The organism is Ruegeria arenilitoris (genome assembly GCF_013030265.1).
GTDB lineage: Bacteria > Pseudomonadota > Alphaproteobacteria > Rhodobacterales > Rhodobacteraceae > Ruegeria > Ruegeria arenilitoris_E.
In genome coordinates, this window is record NZ_WPZQ01000001.1 from 172761 (window position 1) to 190815 (window position 18055).

The 18055-nt window shown below is 55.1% G+C and carries 16 protein-coding genes and 3 tRNA genes; 10 read left to right on the forward strand and 9 right to left on the reverse strand.

The window, feature by feature from the left end:
* Nucleotides 1-46: 46 nt before the first annotated feature.
* Both GOX61_RS00915 and GOX61_RS00920 read right to left on the reverse strand, forming a co-directional pair.
* Complete coding sequence (locus GOX61_RS00915; RefSeq protein ID WP_155147054.1) at nt 47-523, reverse strand: fasciclin domain-containing protein; 477 nt, start codon at nt 521-523, stop codon at nt 47-49.
* Between the two features lie 71 nt (nt 524-594).
* Entirely contained in the window at nt 595-1446 is an 852-nt protein-coding gene (locus GOX61_RS00920) for a class I SAM-dependent methyltransferase (protein ID WP_170330564.1), read from the reverse strand.
* Between the two features lie 143 nt (nt 1447-1589).
* Between GOX61_RS00920 and GOX61_RS00925 the strand changes: the two genes are divergently transcribed.
* From GOX61_RS00925 to GOX61_RS00945, 5 genes are all read left to right on the forward strand, one after another.
* Entirely contained in the window at nt 1590-2705 is a 1116-nt protein-coding gene (locus GOX61_RS00925; protein WP_170330566.1) for a carboxylate-amine ligase, read from the forward strand.
* 186 nt (nt 2706-2891) lie between these two features.
* Nucleotides 2892-4034 (forward strand): acyl-CoA dehydrogenase family protein, encoded by a 1143-nt coding sequence (locus tag GOX61_RS00930; RefSeq protein ID WP_155147059.1) that lies wholly within the window; start codon nt 2892-2894, stop codon nt 4032-4034.
* Nucleotides 4035-4041: 7 nt separating this feature from the next.
* Nucleotides 4042-5082, forward strand: coding sequence for an enoyl-CoA hydratase/isomerase family protein (locus tag GOX61_RS00935; protein ID WP_170330568.1), 1041 nt, complete (start codon nt 4042-4044; stop codon nt 5080-5082).
* Nucleotides 5083-5085: 3 nt separating this feature from the next.
* Nucleotides 5086-5958: a 3-hydroxyisobutyrate dehydrogenase gene (gene mmsB / locus GOX61_RS00940; RefSeq protein ID WP_170330570.1), complete on the forward strand. Its 873-nt coding sequence runs from the start codon at nt 5086-5088 to the stop codon at nt 5956-5958.
* Between the two features lie 109 nt (nt 5959-6067).
* The gene (locus GOX61_RS00945; RefSeq protein ID WP_170330572.1) at nt 6068-6460 is read left to right on the forward strand and encodes a hypothetical protein; all 393 of its coding nucleotides are present in this window, start codon (nt 6068-6070) and stop codon (nt 6458-6460) included.
* Nucleotides 6461-6464: 4 nt separating this feature from the next.
* Here the strand turns inward: GOX61_RS00945 and uvrA are convergent, their stop codons facing one another.
* The 7 genes from uvrA to pdxH all read right to left on the reverse strand — a co-directional run bounded on the left by uvrA (nt 6465) and on the right by pdxH (nt 11895).
* A complete protein-coding gene (gene uvrA / locus GOX61_RS00950; RefSeq protein WP_170330574.1) occupies nt 6465-9323 on the reverse strand; it encodes an excinuclease ABC subunit UvrA in 2859 nt (952 codons plus the stop codon).
* Between the two features lie 177 nt (nt 9324-9500).
* Nucleotides 9501-9577 (reverse strand) — tRNA-Asp (locus tag GOX61_RS00955).
* A 52-nt stretch (nt 9578-9629) separates the two neighbouring features.
* Nucleotides 9630-9706 (reverse strand) — tRNA-Asp (locus GOX61_RS00960).
* A gap of 341 nt (nt 9707-10047) precedes the next feature.
* Nucleotides 10048-10124 (reverse strand) — tRNA-Pro (locus tag GOX61_RS00965).
* Nucleotides 10125-10167: 43 nt separating this feature from the next.
* Nucleotides 10168-10632, reverse strand: a complete 465-nt coding sequence (locus GOX61_RS00970; RefSeq protein ID WP_170330576.1) for a DUF192 domain-containing protein — start codon at nt 10630-10632, stop codon at nt 10168-10170.
* An 8-nt stretch (nt 10633-10640) separates the two neighbouring features.
* Nucleotides 10641-11168 carry a cold-shock protein gene (locus GOX61_RS00975; protein WP_170330578.1) on the reverse strand — a complete coding sequence of 176 codons (528 nt, stop codon included), beginning with the start codon at nt 11166-11168 and terminating at the stop codon, nt 10641-10643.
* Between the two features lie 121 nt (nt 11169-11289).
* Entirely contained in the window at nt 11290-11895 is a 606-nt protein-coding gene (gene pdxH / locus GOX61_RS00980) for a pyridoxamine 5'-phosphate oxidase (protein WP_170330580.1), read from the reverse strand.
* 136 nt (nt 11896-12031) lie between these two features.
* On the opposite strand from pdxH, the gene fabI reads away from it, so the two are divergent.
* The 5 genes from fabI to trpE all read left to right on the forward strand — a co-directional run bounded on the left by fabI (nt 12032) and on the right by trpE (nt 18048).
* Nucleotides 12032-12838: an enoyl-ACP reductase FabI gene (fabI, locus tag GOX61_RS00985; protein ID WP_155147241.1), complete on the forward strand. Its 807-nt coding sequence runs from the start codon at nt 12032-12034 to the stop codon at nt 12836-12838.
* A gap of 6 nt (nt 12839-12844) precedes the next feature.
* Nucleotides 12845-13354 (forward strand): xanthine phosphoribosyltransferase, encoded by a 510-nt coding sequence (gpt, locus tag GOX61_RS00990; protein ID WP_155147071.1) that lies wholly within the window; start codon nt 12845-12847, stop codon nt 13352-13354.
* A 72-nt stretch (nt 13355-13426) separates the two neighbouring features.
* Nucleotides 13427-14602 carry an aminotransferase gene (locus tag GOX61_RS00995; protein WP_170330582.1) on the forward strand — a complete coding sequence of 392 codons (1176 nt, stop codon included), beginning with the start codon at nt 13427-13429 and terminating at the stop codon, nt 14600-14602.
* A gap of 81 nt (nt 14603-14683) precedes the next feature.
* On the forward strand, nt 14684-16525 hold the full coding sequence (locus tag GOX61_RS01000) for a peptidyl-prolyl cis-trans isomerase (protein ID WP_170330584.1): 1842 nt from the start codon (nt 14684-14686) through the stop codon (nt 16523-16525).
* A gap of 11 nt (nt 16526-16536) precedes the next feature.
* Nucleotides 16537-18048 carry an anthranilate synthase component I gene (gene trpE, locus GOX61_RS01005; RefSeq protein WP_170330586.1) on the forward strand — a complete coding sequence of 504 codons (1512 nt, stop codon included), beginning with the start codon at nt 16537-16539 and terminating at the stop codon, nt 18046-18048.
* The last annotated feature ends 7 nt before the right edge of the window (nt 18049-18055 follow it).

The following is an 18055-nucleotide window of genomic DNA, read 5'->3' on the forward strand; positions in this document are numbered from 1 at the left end:
CCCGGCCACAAGGACCGGGGCTTTTTCATTGTGGTGAAGCGGTAACTTATTCCGGCAAAAGAACTGCGTCGATCACATGGATGACGCCGTTGCTGGCTTCGATGTCGGCCTGAACGACTTCGGCTTTATTTACCTTCACGCCATTTTTGGCATTCACGCTCAGACGGTCGCCCTGAACGGTCAGAACCTTGGCGCGCTTGCCTGCAATGTCACCCGACATGACCTTGGCTGGAACAACATGATAGGTAAGGATCGCGACGAGTTGATCCTTATTTTCAGGCAACAGCAACGTTTCAACCGTACCTTCGGGCAAAGCTGCGAATGCCTCATCAGTCGGTGCGAAAACCGTGTAAGGCCCCTTACCTTTCAGTGTGTCGACCAGATCAGCGGCTTGAACGGCGGCGACCAGTGTATTGAACGAACCTGCCGATACAGCAGTGTCAACGATGTCAGCAGCCTGTGCCTTAAGCGGCAGGGTCAGTGCGATTGCGGCGGCAGCGCCCATGAAAGTGCGGCGGAACATAACTGTCTTCTCCTCTCCAGCTAGTTATGGAAAGGGGTACGGGCCTTTAGTAAAACCGGATCACTTTATGATCACGCGGGGTTGTACTGAACCCAGATGCTTTGAGCGCGACCATCCTTGAGAAACGGTAAGGATTCTACCGCATCCGGGCGATCCTGCTGCAGGTAGTATCCCGGCCAAAGCATTGAATATGAACCAGATTGCAGCAATGCGTGCAGCATGTACTGCTCTCCCCAACCGGGACAGTCATAGAAGAAACGCTTGGGGTATTCATACGGCAGAAATACATCGTGGACATGGATCACTACGCCCGGCTTGAGAGCCGGTATGATCCGACAGAACAAATGCGCCACATCATTGCTCATCCGCACAACATGACTGGAATCGATGAACAGAACATCCCCGGCCTCAAGCTGTGCAAACAGCTCTGGATCGACTTCTTCAAGCCGTTTCTGTTCGAACTGATCGACTACGTGAGCAATGTCCGCACGGGGATACGGATCGATGGCTGTGATTTTCGTATCCAGCCCGCCATCAATGATCGCCTGCCGTGTCACTCGGGTCGAGTTGCCACAGCCCACCTCGATCACGCGCTTTGGCTGAAAACGGCGGATCATCAGATACAGCGCCTCAGCATCCGGGCTGTCATAGTAACCGTTACCAATGCGATATCCGGTCTTGTTGCGTGAGGGATCTTTCAACGCCGCCAAGGCATCGGCGTGTTCATGAAACTCATTGGTCAGCTGGGAAATGTCAAAATCGTCCATTCCCGGTGACAGGGCATACGCCGGACGTGCCAATCCCCCTGCCCGTTCAAACGCCTCAAGCCGTGCGCGTTCATCCCGCTCAGTCACCTTGTCGATCAGTTTGACACCGATCCGATCCAGGACGGCATTGATCCGGGGGAATTTTCTGGGTTTCACGCGGAAGGCTCCGATTTGGCATTGGGCTTTGGACGCTGCATAGCGTTGCTTGCATGACCTCTGCAAGAACCACAATCCCAAACCCTTGGCAAAAAGGCCAATTCCGTATTCACTGGTCTGACAAATAGACGAGAGGTCCGCGTATGCAGCAGGAATTCACGCTTGGCATAGAAGAAGAGTATCTGCTGGTCGATCGCGACAGCCTGCATCTTGCCGAAGCACCTGCTGAACTCATGGAAGCCTGCCAATCCGATTTCGAAGGTCAGGTCAGCCCTGAATTCCTGCAATGTCAGATTGAAGTTGGCACTCGCCCCCACACCACAATCGCTTCAGCGCGGGAAGATCTGAAACGACTGCGTTCCTGCGTGTCCAAACGCGCTGCGGAATACAATCTGGCTCCGATAGCGGTTTCGTGCCATCCCTTTGCGGATTGGAAAAACCAAAGTCACACCCGCAAGGAACGATACGACGCATTGCAACATGCTCTTGGTGGTGTGGCACGCAGGATGCTGATCTGTGGCATGCATGTCCACGTAGGAGTTGAAGACCCTGCATTGCGCGCTGATCTGATGCCTCAGCTCTGTTACTTCCTACCGCATCTGCTTGCGCTTTCAACCTCCTCCCCCTTTTGGAATGGCGAGGATACAGGGCTTTCATCATACCGCCTCACTGTCTTTGACAATTTGCCGAGAACAGGCTTGCCTCCGGTCTTTGGCAGTTGGTCCGAATATGAACGTACCACGGGTGTGCTGGTCGAACTGGGCGTGATTGAGGACACCTCGAAAATCTGGTGGGATCTGCGTCCTTCGCATCGGTTCCCCACACTTGAAACCCGCATCATGGATGTCCAACCGAGACTCGAGCATACGCTATCGCTTGCCGCTCTGAATCAGGCACTGACACGGATGCTCTGTCGTCTCAAAGAACGCAACCTGCGTTGGCGTCAATACGACCGCTTTCTGATCGGAGAAAATCGATGGCGGGCGCAACGATATGGCGTTGGTGAGGGTCTGATCGACTTTGGTGACCGGTCAATCAAACCAATGGCTGAACTCATGGGTGAGCTTATGGGTATGCTTGCCGAAGATGCAGAGGCTTTGGGCACCATGAGCGAGCTTGCGCGTTTGCTACAGATCGCAGAAAGCGGCACATCAGCCACTCGTCAGCGGCGTGTTCATGCTGAGGCTGCGGCACAAGGTGAAGATCCAGGCAGAGCTGTCGTTAAACATCTGATCGAAGAATTCCACTCCGATCTTTGATCCGCCAAATCCGATCGTTTCGCGGATTTCTGACTCAAAGTTCGTCACAGCGATTTCAAAGCAGGTACCTGCAAGAATAAGTGCATATTTTGTAGGTAGTCCTACGATTGCTGGCCGTGAAAAATTTCTGTAAGGATTGGGAAATAAACACTCGTTCAATTCACCAATCTGCAGGGGAGGCAGGCCATGGATTTCGCGCTGACCGAGGAACAAACAGCCATCTTCGACATGGCCTACGCGTTCGGACAAGAGAATATCGCCCCGCACGCGCGCCAATGGGAAACGGATGGAACAATCCCAAAGGAGCTTTGGCCGCAAATCGGTGAACTGGGTTTTGGGGGTCTCTACGTTTCCGAAGATAGTGGTGGATCGGGACTGACGCGGTTGGACGCTACTCTTGTATTTGAAGCGCTCTCAATGGCTTGCCCCTCGGTCGCGGCATTTCTTTCGATCCACAATATGTGCGCCAAGATGCTCGACAGCTTTGGCAGCGATGAACTGAAATCTCGCATTATGCCAGAGGTTCTGAGCCTGAATACCGTACTCAGCTACTGCCTCACCGAACCAGGTTCAGGTTCGGATGCCGCAGCACTTAAAACTCGGGCTGAACGCACTAATGAGGGTTACACTCTGAATGGCACCAAAGCCTTCATCTCAGGTGGCGGGTACTCCGATGCTTATGTCTGCATGGTCCGCACCGGCGAAGACGGACCGAAAGGCATTTCGACGGTCTATGTCGAGGACGGAACAGCAGGCCTCAGCTTTGGGGCGCTTGAGCAAAAGATGGGATGGAAAAGCCAGCCGACGGCACAGGTTCAGTTTGACGATTGCAAGATTCCATCAGGCAATCTTGTGGGAACCGAAGGTGATGGTTTCAAATACGCAATGATGGGACTGGATGGCGGCCGTCTTAACATCGCCTCCTGTTCGTTAGGTGCAGCCCAAGCCGGTTTGGACATGACCCTACAATACATGTCCGAACGCAAGGCGTTTGGGAAATCCATCGATCAGTTCCAGGCGCTTCAATTCCGACTGGCTGATATGGAAATCGAACTGCAGGCTGCCAGAACCTTCCTGCGTCAGGCAGCATGGAAGCTTGATCAGGGTGCACCGGATGCCACCAAGTTCTGCGCCATGGCCAAGAAATTCGTAACTGAAACGGGATCGAAAGTGGTCGATCAATGCCTGCAACTGCATGGTGGTTACGGATATCTTGCAGACTATGGCATTGAGAAGCTTGTGCGCGACCTTCGGGTGCATCAGATATTGGAAGGCACCAACGAGATCATGCGTGTGATCGTCGCCCGCCAAATGCTTGCCAATCGCTGAGGAATTCATGTCCGACATCGACATTCGTATTACTGGCCGTGCAGGACGGATTACCCTGACACGGCCACAGGCCCTGAACGCGCTTAGCTATGATATGTGCATGGCAATCGACGTTGCGCTGCGCAACTGGCGCGAAGATGACGCCGTTGATCTGGTCATTCTTGATGCTGAGGGTGAAAAGGCCTTCTGCGCCGGGGGGGACATCGCAGAACTCTATGAAACGGGTACAAAAGGCGATTTTGCCTACGGTCAGACCTTCTGGCAGGACGAATACCGCCTGAATGCAATGATCTTTGAATACCCTAAACCGGTCGTCAGCTTCCTGCAGGGCTTCACAATGGGTGGCGGTGTTGGCATCGGTTGCCACGGCAGCCACCGAGTTGTCGGAGAATCCTCGAAAATCGCCATGCCGGAATGCTCGATCGGCCTGGTTCCGGATGTCGGTGGCTCACTCATGCTGGCATTGGCGCCAGGGCGTTTGGGAGAGTATCTGGGTACAACCGGTGCACGCATGGGGCCAGCCGATGCGATCTACGCTGGGTTTGCTGATCTCTACATTCCACAATCACAATGGTCTGACTTGATCGAGATGCTCGAGGCGTCGGGAAATGCCGAACTCTTGTCTGATCACGCCGAGAATCCGACCAACAGCAAGTTGGAACAGGCACAGAAGGAAATTGATCAATTCTTCGACGGTGAAACTCTGGGCGATATTCTGACAAACCTGCGCAACGGAAAGACAGAATTTGCCGAGAAAACGCTAAAGACGCTGTCACGGACTTCGCCGCTTTCGATGGCATGTGCGATCGAGATGCTGCACAGACTGCGAGGCCCTGCCCTGACTATGCGAAAGGCGTTGGAGTTAGAGTATCGTTTTACCCATCGCGCGATGGAACACGGTGATTTTCTGGAAGGCATTCGCGCCCAGATCATCGACAAGGATCGCAATCCGAAATGGCAGTTCACTGACATGAATGTTCCTGCCGTTTCCGTATCAAAAATGTTGCAACCGTTGGGCGCGGATACACTGAGTTTCGAGGAGGAATAAGAGATGAAGATCGGTTTCATTGGACTGGGCAACATGGGTGCACCTATGGCCTCGAACCTGGCCAAAGCAGGCCATCAGGTTCATGGCTTTGACACCGCAGGCGTTTCTGTTCAGGGCGTCAAGCAGGTCGAAACAGCGGCCGCGGCTGCCGAAGCTGCAGATGCTGTGATTACGATGCTGCCAAATGGCACGATTCTTCGTGCAGTCGCCGATCAGATCATTCCTCAGATGCAGCCGGGCGCTGTGCTAATTGATTGTTCAACTGTTGACGTCGACAGTGCCCGCGCCGTTGCTGAACAGGCCCAGGCGGCAGGTCTGTTGTCGGTGGATGCGCCGGTATCAGGCGGTATCGGCGGCGCTGCAGCCGGCACCCTGACATTCATGGCAGGTGGTTCTGACGAAGCCTTTGCTAAAGCCGACCCATTGTTCGATATCATGGGTCAAAAGGCGGTGCATTGTGGTGAAGCTGGTGCAGGTCAGGCAGCGAAAATCTGCAACAACATGATCCTGGGCGTCACAATGATCGCCACCTGCGAGGCCTTTGCATTGGCCGACAAGTTGGGACTGGACCGGCAAAAGATGTTCGATGTTGTCAGCACTTCCTCGGGCTACAGCTGGACCATGAACGCTTACTGCCCTGCACCAGGTGTTGGTCCCCAAAGCCCTGCGGACAACGAATACCAGCCCGGATTCGCTGCCGAGCTGATGCTGAAAGATCTGCGTCTCAGCCAGCAGGCCGCAGACAGTGCCGATGCAGACACGCCGATGGGACAGATTGCCACCGCTCTATATGAACAATTTGTCGAAAACGAAGACGGGCTTGGTCGCGACTTCAGTGCTATGCTACCGCGATTTGAAAAGCGTGGCCGCAGCTGATTAGTCACCGGCAGCAAATCGCGCAGTCATCGTAGACGTGACTGCGCGCACTTATTTTTCCGGGTATGCTCTGACAGACGCCACTGTTGATGGTCATTGGAGTGCTTCGATGAACAAATTGCCCTGTCTTGCCATAGTCGCTGCCATTGCCCTCTCTCCCGCCGTCGTGAGCGCCGGAAACGGTAATGGTAAGGGCAAGAATTCTATTCAAGTTCAAAGGGTTTCGCCACAGCAAGGAATTGTCGTTCAGGGGAATGCAGGTCACTGCCCTCCAGGACTAGCAAAAAAAGCCGTTCCCTGCGTACCTCCTGGTCAGGTTAAGAATCGTTACCAGATCGGTGACAGGATCGATCGCGACTACATCTGGATTAATGATCCATACCGCTATGGGCTTAAGAGAAACGGTTACTACGTACGCGCCGGTGATTATGTCTACGGCATCGACCCCGACACGCATAAGGTTTTAAACCTGATCGGGGCCGTCGCAGACATCCTGAATTAGCGCGTTACTCGGCTGCCACGCGCTCAGGGTTCAGCATAGGAAGCAGATACTGCCCAGTGTGGCTGCGTTCATTTCCGGCTACATCTTCAGGTGTTCCGGCTGCAACGATCTCGCCACCTCCATCGCCCCCTTCCGGACCGATATCGATAATCCAGTCAGCGGTTTTGACCACGTCCAGATTGTGCTCAATCACGACTACCGTGTTGCCCTGATCGACCAGTTCATGCAGCACTTCCAACAACTTGCGTACATCCTCGAAATGAAGACCAGTTGTTGGCTCATCAAGGATATAGAGCGTGCGACCGGTCGATCGTTTGCTCAGTTCCTTTGACAGCTTAACACGCTGTGCCTCGCCCCCTGACAATGTGGTGGCCTGCTGACCAACCTTGATATAGCCGAGGCCTACACGCGCCAGCGCATCCATCTTGTCGCGGATCGAAGGCACCGCTTTGAAGAACTCCTGCGCATCCTCGACTGTCATATCAAGGACGTCAGCGATGGACTTACCCTTGAACTTGATTTCAAGAGTCTCGCGGTTATAGCGCGCGCCCTTACAGGTTTCGCAGGTCACGTAGACATCGGGGAGGAAGTGCATCTCGATTTTGATGACCCCATCGCCCTGACAGGCCTCACAGCGTCCACCTTTGACGTTAAAGCTGAACCGTCCGGGTTTGTAACCACGCGCTTTCGCCTCGGGCAAGCCAGCGAACCAGTCGCGAATCGGGGTGAAGGCACCCGTGTAAGTCGCTGGATTTGAACGCGGAGTCCGCCCGATGGGCCGCTGATCAATATCGATGACTTTATCCAGATGCTCCAGCCCTTTTATAGTTTCACAGGGCGCAGGCGTCTGCCGCGCGCCGTTCAGCCGCATCGAAGCAGTCTTGAACAGCGTTTCAATGGTCAGCGTGGATTTACCCCCACCGGACACGCCGGTGACACAGACAAACTTACCGAGCGGGAATTCTGCGGTCACATTCTTCAGATTGTTACCCGTTGCTTTGACAACGGTAACTTTTTTCTTGTTGCCTTTGCGTCTTTCGGACGGGACAGCAATCTCGCGAACACCAGAGAGGTACTGGCCCGTGATCGAAGCCGCATCACCGGCAATTTGATCCGGCGTACCATGACTGACGACCTGACCGCCGTGAACACCCGCACCGGGTCCAATATCAAACACGTAATCAGCTTCGCGGATCGCCTCTTCGTCATGCTCGACGACGATGACAGTGTTTCCCTGATCGCGCAGGTTCTTGAGTGTGCCAAGGAGACGGTCATTGTCCCGCTGGTGCAAACCAATCGAAGGTTCGTCCAAAACATACAGGACACCGGTAAGGCCCGACCCGATCTGGCTTGCCAAACGAATCCTCTGGCTCTCTCCACCAGACAAGGTTCCACTTGAACGTGAGAGTGTAAGGTATTCCAATCCAACGTTATTTAAGAACCCGAGACGCTCACGGATTTCCTTCAGAATAGCCCGCGCAATTTCATTCTTTTGCGCGCTCAGATGGTTTGGGGCATCCTCAATCCACGCGAGCGCCTCACGGATCGACATCTCGACGACCTGACCCACGTGCTGCCCTGCAATCTTGACCGCAAGCGCTTCGGGACGCAGGCGATAACCCTCACACGTCCCGCAGGGTCGGTTGTTCTGGTACCGTTCGAATTCTTCTCGAATCCATGCGCTGTCTGTTTCGCGATAGCGGCGCTCCATATTGGGAATCACGCCCTCAAAGCTGCGCGTGACCTGATAAACGCGTCCCCCTTCGTCATACCGGAACTGAATTTCCTCATCCCCGGAGCCGCGAAGAAACACCTGCTGAACCTTAGAAGGCAGATCCTTCCAGGGGGTGTTCTTGTCAAAGTCGTAATGGCGGGCAATCGCTTCGATTGTCTGCAAGAAGTACGGAGATTTGCCCTTACGCCAAGGCGCGAGTGCCCCGTCATACAGTTTGAGCGTTTGGTCGGGCACTACAAGGCGTTCGTCAAAGAACAACTCGACACCAAGCCCATCGCAATCCGGACACGCCCCGAAAGGTGCGTTAAACGAAAACAACCGCGGTTCGATTTCCGGAATGGTGAAGCCACTGACCGGGCAGGCAAAGTTCTCGCTGAACGTGATACGCTCGGGATCACCTTCACGCGGAGCAGTCTCGAGAATCGCGATCCCATCTGCCAGATCCAGCGCTGTTCTCAGGCTGTCGGCCAGACGGGTCTCCATGCCTTCACGGACAACAAGGCGGTCGACGACAACATCGATGTCGTGCCGGAACTTTTTGTCCAGCACAGGCGGCTCATCCAGTTCGTAGAACTCGCCATCCACTTTGACTCGCTGAAAACCCTGCTTCCGAAGCTCAAGGAACTCTTTTTTGTATTCCCCCTTCCGGTCCCGCACGATCGGAGCCAGAAGATAGCCACGCGTCCCCTCCTCCATCGTCATGATGCGATCGACCATGTCCTGCACCTGCTGCGCCTCAATGGGCAGACCGGTGGCGGGGCTATAGGGCGTTCCCGCGCGCGCAAACAGCAGCCGCATATAGTCGTATATTTCGGTGACAGTACCGACCGTAGAACGAGGGTTCTTGGATGTTGTTTTCTGCTCGATCGAAATCGCCGGGGAAAGACCACTAATGTGGTCCACGTCCGGCTTTTCCATCATGTCAAGGAACTGACGGGCGTAGGCTGACAGGCTCTCAACATAGCGGCGCTGGCCTTCGGCATAGATGGTGTCAAACGCCAGCGATGACTTACCAGAGCCCGACAAACCGGTAATCACAACCAGCTGGTCGCGCGGAATGTCGACATCGATTCCCTTGAGGTTATGCTCGCGCGCACCGCGCACCTCGATATTTTTCAGCTCAGCCATTCAGGCCCCCAACAAACAAGTGTCCTAGAAATAGGCGAGCGGCGCCGAGTCTCCAACAAAAAAGTTAGAACAAAGTGTGAACTACCGGTTTATTGCCGACATCTCCTGACACTGAGACCACAATCCAATCAGTGCCCCCGGGTAGGGGTTTACTTATCATCGGTATTGAACGGAAAATGGCGCGGTTGACGGGGCTCGAACCCGCGACCCCCGGCGTGACAGGCCGGTACTCTAACCAACTGAGCTACAACCGCGCATTTAGGGTCTATGTCTGATCCATTAACCCGGATCAAAGGCTGGCAGCGATGGCGCGGTTGACGGGGCTCGAACCCGCGACCCCCGGCGTGACAGGCCGGTACTCTAACCAACTGAGCTACAACCGCCCGCTGCCCGTTCGTTGCTGAACGTTGGGGTGTATTATGGCTACGCCCCGACATCGTCAAGCGGCGTTTTCAAGTTTTTTCAATTAACCCGAAAATTTGTTTGTGAGTTCGAAGATATAGCTGCGCCCCTTCCTGAGATTCGGGTGTGCAGGGTTCTCCTCGGCGCAAAACATCTGGTTCTATGATTGTAGTCTTGAACCTAAGCCCGTCATCAAAAGCATCAATAATTCAAAGATGGAAGATGCCACACCAGGCGCACACACGTCTTTTGGTCTGGCCGAAAAAACGCAGGGTCTGACTATTGTCAGACCCAATTGCGCTTTCAACTTTTTTGAAAGAAGTGGTCGGGGCGGCAGGATTCGAACCTACGACCCCCTGTACCCAAAACAGGTGCGCTACCAGACTGCGCCACGCCCCGGACCGTGCGCCTTCCTAACGATGCCGATCTGATTTGAAAACCCCTAACAAGGCCATTTTGCGGGTCCTTGTGAAAAAATTTCATGCCGCATGATAGTTCCGGGTTTGATTGAATAGCGCGCGGCCAAGCCTGCATTGATTTCCAGCACCGCAAACACGGAATCACCGCCTTCGACAGGTGTCAGATTTCCGGGAATCGCACCTTCGTGAACACGAGTCACCGTCCCGGTTTTGTCGAGAAAAATCATGTCCAACGGAATCAGAGTGTTCTTCATCCAGAACGCCACACGCTGAGGAGGATCAAAGACGAACAGCATACCTGAGCGGCGCGGAAGCGATTCCCGAAACATCAAGCCGCGCGACCTCTCTTGAGGCGTCACGGCTAGTTCCACATCGAATCGAATCTGGGCCTGATCGTTTTTGAGGTCGACACTATCGGCGCGGCAGGCAGCAAGTGCATTCCCGGACCAGAGCAATGTTACAACTGCAAGTGCCGGAAACAACTTCATGGGCTACCTCAGTCGTCCAACGCTGCTTCCCAGGCAAGTACCTGAGCTGCCATCCGGCCTCGCTTGCCGTTTATGACGCGCATCGCCAATGCCTCGCCCGGTTGCAGATCGGCCAGACCCGAGCGGCGTAGAACCTCAATATGCAGAAACACGTCTTCACTACGACCAAAGACGTTCGCGAAACCAAAGCCTTTGCCTTTGTCGAACCATTTTACCCGAGCAGCCTCCAACGGCGCGTCGGATATCTCTGCCGGGTCCAACTCGGCAAAATCAGCCAACAGCATCGAGTCGGTGCGTTCCGGCGGATCAATGCTGACAACCTCGACCGCCTGCACGCCGCGATCGGTGCGGTGTGTCATGATTTCGATACCCGCACCGTCAGCGACGGAGCTCTGACCGAAATTGCGCAAGACATTCACGTGCAACAGAATATCCGGCCCACCTTCGTCGGACACAACAAATCCGTATCCCTTTGCGGGATCGAACCATTTAACGTGTCCACGGACGCGGTACATGCTATTCAGATCTTCTGGCACGGTTTTCCCATCACGAAAAAGCTCAAGTCGTTAAGGGTCGGATGTGTATGATATTGAGCCGCAAATTCAAGCTGAAAAAGCCCTGAAATTTCCGGGTGTTGCATTTCACGATACGTGAGTGTCATGGATTCAGCCTCTGCACACGCCATTCGTGACCGGGCATTTCACGATACCAACGGAACCGGTCATGCAACCGGAATGCACCATCAGCCCAGAACTCGATTTCCACGGGGGTCAAACGGTATCCGCCCCAGAACGGTGGACGCGGAGGATTCGATCCCAGCTTTGCCGTGACCTTAGCAACCTCAGCCATCAAAGCGGCCCTGCTCGACAATGGCTGCGACTGCTGCGACGCCCATGCACCCAGACGGCTTTTCAGCGATCGGGACGCATAATATTCATCGGCTTGCGGCCCTTCTTCTTTGGTAATGATACCACGAACACGGATTTGTCGCCGTAACGATTTCCAGTGCATGACAAACGCAGCCTTTCCTGCGCTGTCCAGTTCTCGGGCCTTTGCACTTTCGTAATTCGTATAGAATACGAATGCGTCCTTTTCGATCTCTTTCAAAAGGACCATCCGGGCATTCGGCAAGCCATCAGAATCAACGGTTGCAAGCGCAATCGCATTCGGATCGTTCGGTTCTGTCTCTTCGGCCTCGGCTAACCACCGCCCCGCTATTTCAAACGGATCGGCGCCAGCGAAAATGCCAGTACGCTCACTCATTTCCATCCCCTGGAACGAATTGTTAACGACCCTACGGCGAGAACCCGCTCCGGCGCAAGAGTGCACGGCCTTGAAGCAGCGCAATCAATGGCATAAACCAACTCAACATATCGCGAAGACAGGCGGAGAACCGAACATGTCAAATCAGTTGATGGCCGGCAAACGCGGCCTCATCATGGGACTGGCCAATGACAAATCAATCGCATGGGGAATCGCCCGCGCCTTGTCCGATGCCGGGGCCGAACTGGCCTTCTCTTACCAAGGGGATGCTCTGAAGAAGCGTGTTGACCCTCTGGCGGCGCAATTGGGCAGCGAAATCGTACTCCCTTGCGACGTAAGCGACGAAGCGTCGATCGATGGTCTGTTTACATCCTTGTCTGAAAAGTGGGGCAAGCTGGACTTCGTCGTGCATGCCATCGGATTCTCCGACAAAAATGAGCTTCGTGGCCGTTACGTGGACACGTCGCGCGCGAACTTCAACTTGACGATGGATGTGTCGGTTTATTCTTTCACAGCTGTCATGCAACGCGCCGAGAAGTTGATGACCGAAGGTGGCAGCGCGATCACCCTCACCTACTACGGCGCCGAGCAGGTCATGCCACACTACAACGTTATGGGTGTTGCCAAGGCCGCACTTGAGGCATCAGTAAAGTATCTGGCCGAAGACCTCGGCAAAGATGGCATCCGCGTCAACGCTATCTCGGCTGGCCCGATCAAAACGCTGGCTGCCAGCGGTATTGGTGATTTCCGCTACATCATGAAGTGGAACGAATACAACTCGCCGCTGCGCCGCAATGTAACCATCGATGATGTCGGTAATTCAGCACTCTACCTGTTGTCTGACCTGAGCAGCGGCGTGACCGGTGAAAACCTGCACGTGGATTCGGGTTATCATATCGTCGGTATGAAGGCCGTCGATGCGCCGGACGTTGAAAAAGGATAACAGATCATGAGCGCCAAGGACCGCCTGCCCCACGAAAAAGGCTTTCACATCAGCTGGGATCAGATTCATCGTGATTCCCGCGCTTTGGCCTGGCGTCTGGATGGACAGGGTCCGGATGACGGCGCATGGCGAGCCGTCGTGGCAATCACGCGTGGCGGGATGGCTCCCGCCATGATCGTAAGCCGAGAACTGGATATCCGAACCGTCGATACCATCAGCGTTCGCTCTTATCATCATCAGGAACAGGGCGAGGCCGAAGTTCTCAAAGCCCCCGATGCTGATCTGATGGGCGATGGCACAGGCGTTCTGATCATCGATGATCTGGTCGACAGCGGGAAAACCCTGGAACTGGTGCGGGATATGTATCCCAACGCTCACTTCGCTACGGTCTATGCCAAGCCCAAGGGTCGCCCGATGGTAGATACCTTCATCACCGAAGTGAGCCAGGATACCTGGATTTTCTTCCCGTGGGATATGGCGCTGCAATATGTCGAGCCCTATCGCGGTACAGACTGAATCGCGACTAAAGACCATCCTTTGCCTCAATCAGACCGCGGGGAGTTCCTCGCAATCAGAATCGGATAGCCGATGACACTGACACGCACCGCCTCCACTTTCGCTCCTCCAGTGATGGAGGCGCGCCGGTGGCTGGAAGGGGTTGAGTTCACTGCTGATCGGCCATTGATCAATGTCAGTCAGGCGGCACCTGTTGACCCGCCACCATTGGCATTGCGTCAAGCCATGGCAGAATTTGCGATTACTGAAGACAGCGCTCACCTTTATGGGCCTGTTCTTGGCAACGATGACCTTCGCTCAGAATTGGCACATGAAATTAGCGGGCATTATGCTGCTGCAATTGCAGCTGATCAGGTCGCGATCACTTCAGGCTGCAATCAGGCCTTCTCGGCCGTAATCTCGGCGATAACGGATCAGGAAGATGAGGTTATCCTGCCAACCCCATGGTATTTTAACCATAAAATGTGGCTGGATATGGCGGGTGTGCGTGCCGTTGATCTTCCAACGGGTGACGATCTGTTACCAAACCCCGACAAAGCCCGCTCGCTGATAACAGACAAAACGCGCGCAATAGCGCTGGTTACTCCAAACAATCCCGGTGGCGTCGAGTATCCTGCTGAGCTTGTGTTGGCTTTCTATGACCTGGCACGCGAGGCAGGCATTCGTTTACTGGTCGATGAGACATATCGCGACTTCGACAGTCGCAATGGTCCTCCGCACGCACTGTTCCAGCAGCCCGGTTGGGAAGATACTCTGGTTCATCTGTATTCTTTCTCCAAAGCATATCGACTGACAGGCCACCGTGTTGGCGCAGTGGCCAGCAGCGTTTCGTTGTTGGCTGAAATGGAGAAGTTTCTGGATACCGTCGCAATTTGTCCCGGGCAAATCGGACAGTTTGCAGCACGCTGGGGGATGCAGAACCTTACCCAATGGCTGGCAGGCGAACGGGCAGAGATCCTTGATCGTCGCGCAGCAATTTCTGAGGGCATGCCGCGTCTCAAATCCAAGGGCTGGCGCTTGTTGGGGTTAGGCGCATACTTTGCCTATCTAGAACACCCGTTTGACATGCCGTCAGATGAAGTCGCTCGTCGTTTGGTGTCAGAGGCAGGCATTTTGCTCCTTCCCGGAACGATGTTCATGCCGGACCATGATCCTGCCGGAAAGCGACAAGTTCGCATCGCGTTTGCCAATCTCGATCGTCGAGGCATCGAACAATTGTTCGACCGCTTGCAGGCATTGACCTTCTGAGCTTGCCCCTCGCGCACGCGCATCGTATTCAGGGCCGCAACCGACAGGGCAGATACCTGCCGCAAGAAGCAAGAGGGCACCATGGCCGCAGGCATGAAAAACCTATCCAAAACCTTTGTCTGGATTCTCATGGGTCTTTTGATGGTGGGACTCGCCGGATTTGGTGCCGTCAATCTCAGCGGAACCGCACGTTCGGTTGCACAGGTAGGCAACGAGGACGTTTCAGTTCAGGAATATGTACTTGAGTTGCAGCGTGAGATCCGAGCGGTCGAGGCCCAGACCGGCCAACCGCTGCAGATGTCTCAAGCGCAGCAATTGGGGCTTGATCAGAGGGCTCTGTCACGCCTGATTGCGCTGGCCGCGCTGGACAATGAAACCCAAGAGCTCGGCATCTCAATCGGTGATGAAAATCTTCAAAATGAAATCGTACAGATTCCTGCATTCCAGGGCGTGAACGGCACATTTGATCGCGAAGCCTATCGGTTCCAGCTGGAACAGGCCGGGATCACGGATTCCCAGTTCGAGGCGGATCTGCGTAAGGAATCTGCGCGCACCATCGTGCAGGGCGCGGTAATGAGCGGCGTCGAAATGCCCGCAACACTGACCGAAACTCTGGCGAACTATGTTCTGGCCCGCCGCAGCTTCACGGTTGCCACGCTCGCAAGTGATGCGCTTGAAACACCTGTCGCAGCGCCGACTGACGAACAGATCCAAACTTACTACGACGAAAACACCGATTTCTTCACCCTACCCCGCACCAAGCGCCTGACTTATGCGATCCTGTCGCCGGAAATGCTGTTGGACACGGTTGAGATCGATGAAGACTCGCTGCGTCGTCTGTACGACCAACGCGCCGAGCAATATCAACAACCAGAACGCCGCTTGGTAGAACAACTTGTGTTTCCCAGCGAAGAAGCGGCGACCGAAGCCCTGGCGCAATTGGAAGTTGGTGGCAGCAGCTTCGAACAACTGGTTCGTGCGCGCGAGCTTGAGCTGAGCGATGTGGATCTTGGCGATGTAACACGCGAAGATCTTGGCGAAGCAGCAGATGCCGTATTTGCGGCTGAACTCGACGATGTTGTTGGTCCGTTGCCATCACAGTTTGGTCCGGCCCTGTTCCGTATCAATGGCTCGCTGGCAGAAAACAATGTACCGTTCGAGGAGGCTGCACCTGAGCTGCGCGAAGAGCTTGCTGCAGATCGCGCGCGACGTCTGATTGAAGCACAGGCCGAAGACATCAATGACATGTTGGCCGGTGGCGCGACGCTCGAAGAGCTGGTCGGTGAAACCGAGATGGAACTGGGTGAAATCGACTGGACAGCCCAGAGCGAAGACAGCGTTGCAGCCTATGAAGGCTTCCGTAGTGTTGCTCAGGCCGTGCAGGAAGGCGATTTTCCAGAGGTTGCGTTCCTTGACGATGGTTCAATCTTTGCCTTGCGCCTGAATGAAGTTTTGCCACCGCGCCCGGAGCCGTTGGACAGTGCGCGTGATCAGGTGATTGCAGCCTGGGTACAGGAAGAGACCGCTAAAGCCCTACAAGAACAGGCGAACAATGTATTGACCCAACTGGCGACAGATGGTGATTTCACCACGACTGGTTTGCAATTCCGCGTCGAAAACGCTCTTACCCGCACCGCCTTCCTTGAAGATGTGCCTGCGGATTTCATGACAGAGGTTTTCGAGATGGAACTCGGAGAGCTGCGCGTCATTCCGGGCATCGGTTCGGCTCTGATCGTTCGTCTTGATGAAGAGTTGCCTCCTGCGGAAACGGATGAACAACGTCAGATGCAGCAAGCGCTTGCTGCGCAGCTGAACCAAGCCTTGGCCCAGAACATCTTTGACATCTATGTGCGCGACGCTCAGACCCGCGCACGTCCTGTCGTGGATCAGCCTGCCCTGAATGCCGTTCAGGCCAACTTCTAAGAGAGAGCGGAATGGCCCTGACCCCTGAGTTCGACACTTTCGCACGCGCCTATGAAGCGGGCGAAAATCAGGTTGTTTACACCCGGCTGGCGGCGGACCTCGATACACCGGTCTCATTGATGCTCAAGCTGACGGGCGCGCAGAAAGACGCGTTCATGCTGGAATCGGTGACTGGTGGTGAGGTACGCGGCCGGTACTCGATCATCGGTATGAAACCGGACCTGATCTGGCGGTGCGACGGGGAATCGTCTTCGCTGAACCGGTCTGCCCGATTTGACGGCGAAGCATTCGAGCCGCAAGACGGCAACCCGATGGACAACCTGCGCGCCCTGTTAGCCGAAAGCCGGATCGCCCTGCCCGACGATCTGCCGCAAGCGGCGGCGGGTTTGTTTGGCTATTTGGGTTACGACATGGTTCGGCTGGTCGAGTATCTGCCGGATGTGAACCCGGATCCCATGGGCCTGCCCGATGCAATCATGCTGCGCCCTTCGGTCATCGCAGTCCTGGATGGCGTTAAGGGCGAAGTCACTGTTGTATCCCCTGCATGGGTCAGCGACGGACAGACTGCCAAGGCGGCTTATGCACAGGCCGCAGAACGCGTAATGGACGCCGTGCGCGATCTTGAACGCGCCATGCCAGCCGAGACCCGTGATCTGGGTGAAGCCCATGAAGTTGCACCGCCGGTGTCGAACTTCACCAAATCCGGATACATGGAAGCTGTCGAAAAGGCCAAGGAGTACATCCGGGCTGGCGATATCTTTCAGGTCGTCCCGGCGCAGCGCTGGACGCAGGAGTTTCCCCTGCCCCCCTTTACGCTCTATCGCTCGCTTCGACGCACGAACCCGTCGCCGTTCATGTTCTATTTCAACTTCGGCGGATTTCAGGTCGTAGGCGCAAGCCCCGAGATCCTGGTGCGCGTCTTTGGCAGCGAGGTCACAATCCGACCCATCGCGGGGACCCGGCCACGCGGTGCGACCCCGGAAGAAGACAAGGCAAATGAAGTCGATCTTCTGGCCGACAAGAAAGAACTCGCCGAGCATCTGATGCTACTTGATCTTGGCCGCAACGATACCGGGCGGGTCTCCAAAATCGGCACCGTGCGCCCGACCGAAGAGTTCATCATCGAGCGCTACAGCCACGTGATGCATATCGTTTCGAACGTCGTCGGTGAACTTGCCGAAGACAAAGACGCGCTGGATGCGTTCTTTGCTGGTATGCCTGCCGGTACGGTCTCGGGCGCGCCCAAGGTCCGTGCGATGGAGATCATCGACGAACTTGAGCCTGAAAAGCGCGGCATCTATGGCGGTGGTGTCGGGTACTTCAGCGCGGGTGGCGACATGGATATGTGTATCGCGCTACGCACTGCCATCGTGAAAGATCGTAAGCTTTACATTCAAGCGGGCGGTGGTGTTGTCTACGACAGCGACCCGGAGGCCGAGTATATGGAGACTGTCCATAAATCGAATGCCATCCGACGCGCAGCTGCGGATGCGGCAAGGTTTACCGGCTCAGGAAACTCCTAAGAAATAG

What these genes read in the sequence shown, in the direction of transcription:
- GOX61_RS00915 (WP_155147054.1), bottom strand. Translation starts at nt 523, where the DNA reads ATGTTCCGCCGCACTTTCATGGGCGCTGCCGCCGCAATCGCACTGACC.
- GOX61_RS00925 (WP_170330566.1), top strand. Translation starts at nt 1,590, where the DNA reads ATGCAGCAGGAATTCACGCTTGGCATAGAAGAAGAGTATCTGCTGGTC.
- GOX61_RS00930 (WP_155147059.1), top strand. Translation starts at nt 2,892, where the DNA reads ATGGATTTCGCGCTGACCGAGGAACAAACAGCCATCTTCGACATGGCC.
- GOX61_RS00935 (WP_170330568.1), top strand. Translation starts at nt 4,042, where the DNA reads ATGTCCGACATCGACATTCGTATTACTGGCCGTGCAGGACGGATTACC.
- mmsB (WP_170330570.1), top strand. Translation starts at nt 5,086, where the DNA reads ATGAAGATCGGTTTCATTGGACTGGGCAACATGGGTGCACCTATGGCC.
- GOX61_RS00945 (WP_170330572.1), top strand. Translation starts at nt 6,068, where the DNA reads ATGAACAAATTGCCCTGTCTTGCCATAGTCGCTGCCATTGCCCTCTCT.
- uvrA (WP_170330574.1), bottom strand. Translation starts at nt 9,323, where the DNA reads ATGGCTGAGCTGAAAAATATCGAGGTGCGCGGTGCGCGCGAGCATAAC.
- GOX61_RS00970 (WP_170330576.1), bottom strand. Translation starts at nt 10,632, where the DNA reads ATGAAGTTGTTTCCGGCACTTGCAGTTGTAACATTGCTCTGGTCCGGG.
- pdxH (WP_170330580.1), bottom strand. Translation starts at nt 11,895, where the DNA reads ATGAGTGAGCGTACTGGCATTTTCGCTGGCGCCGATCCGTTTGAAATA.
- fabI (WP_155147241.1), top strand. Translation starts at nt 12,032, where the DNA reads ATGTCAAATCAGTTGATGGCCGGCAAACGCGGCCTCATCATGGGACTG.
- gpt (WP_155147071.1), top strand. Translation starts at nt 12,845, where the DNA reads ATGAGCGCCAAGGACCGCCTGCCCCACGAAAAAGGCTTTCACATCAGC.
- GOX61_RS00995 (WP_170330582.1), top strand. Translation starts at nt 13,427, where the DNA reads ATGACACTGACACGCACCGCCTCCACTTTCGCTCCTCCAGTGATGGAG.
- GOX61_RS01000 (WP_170330584.1), top strand. Translation starts at nt 14,684, where the DNA reads ATGGCCGCAGGCATGAAAAACCTATCCAAAACCTTTGTCTGGATTCTC.
- trpE (WP_170330586.1), top strand. Translation starts at nt 16,537, where the DNA reads ATGGCCCTGACCCCTGAGTTCGACACTTTCGCACGCGCCTATGAAGCG.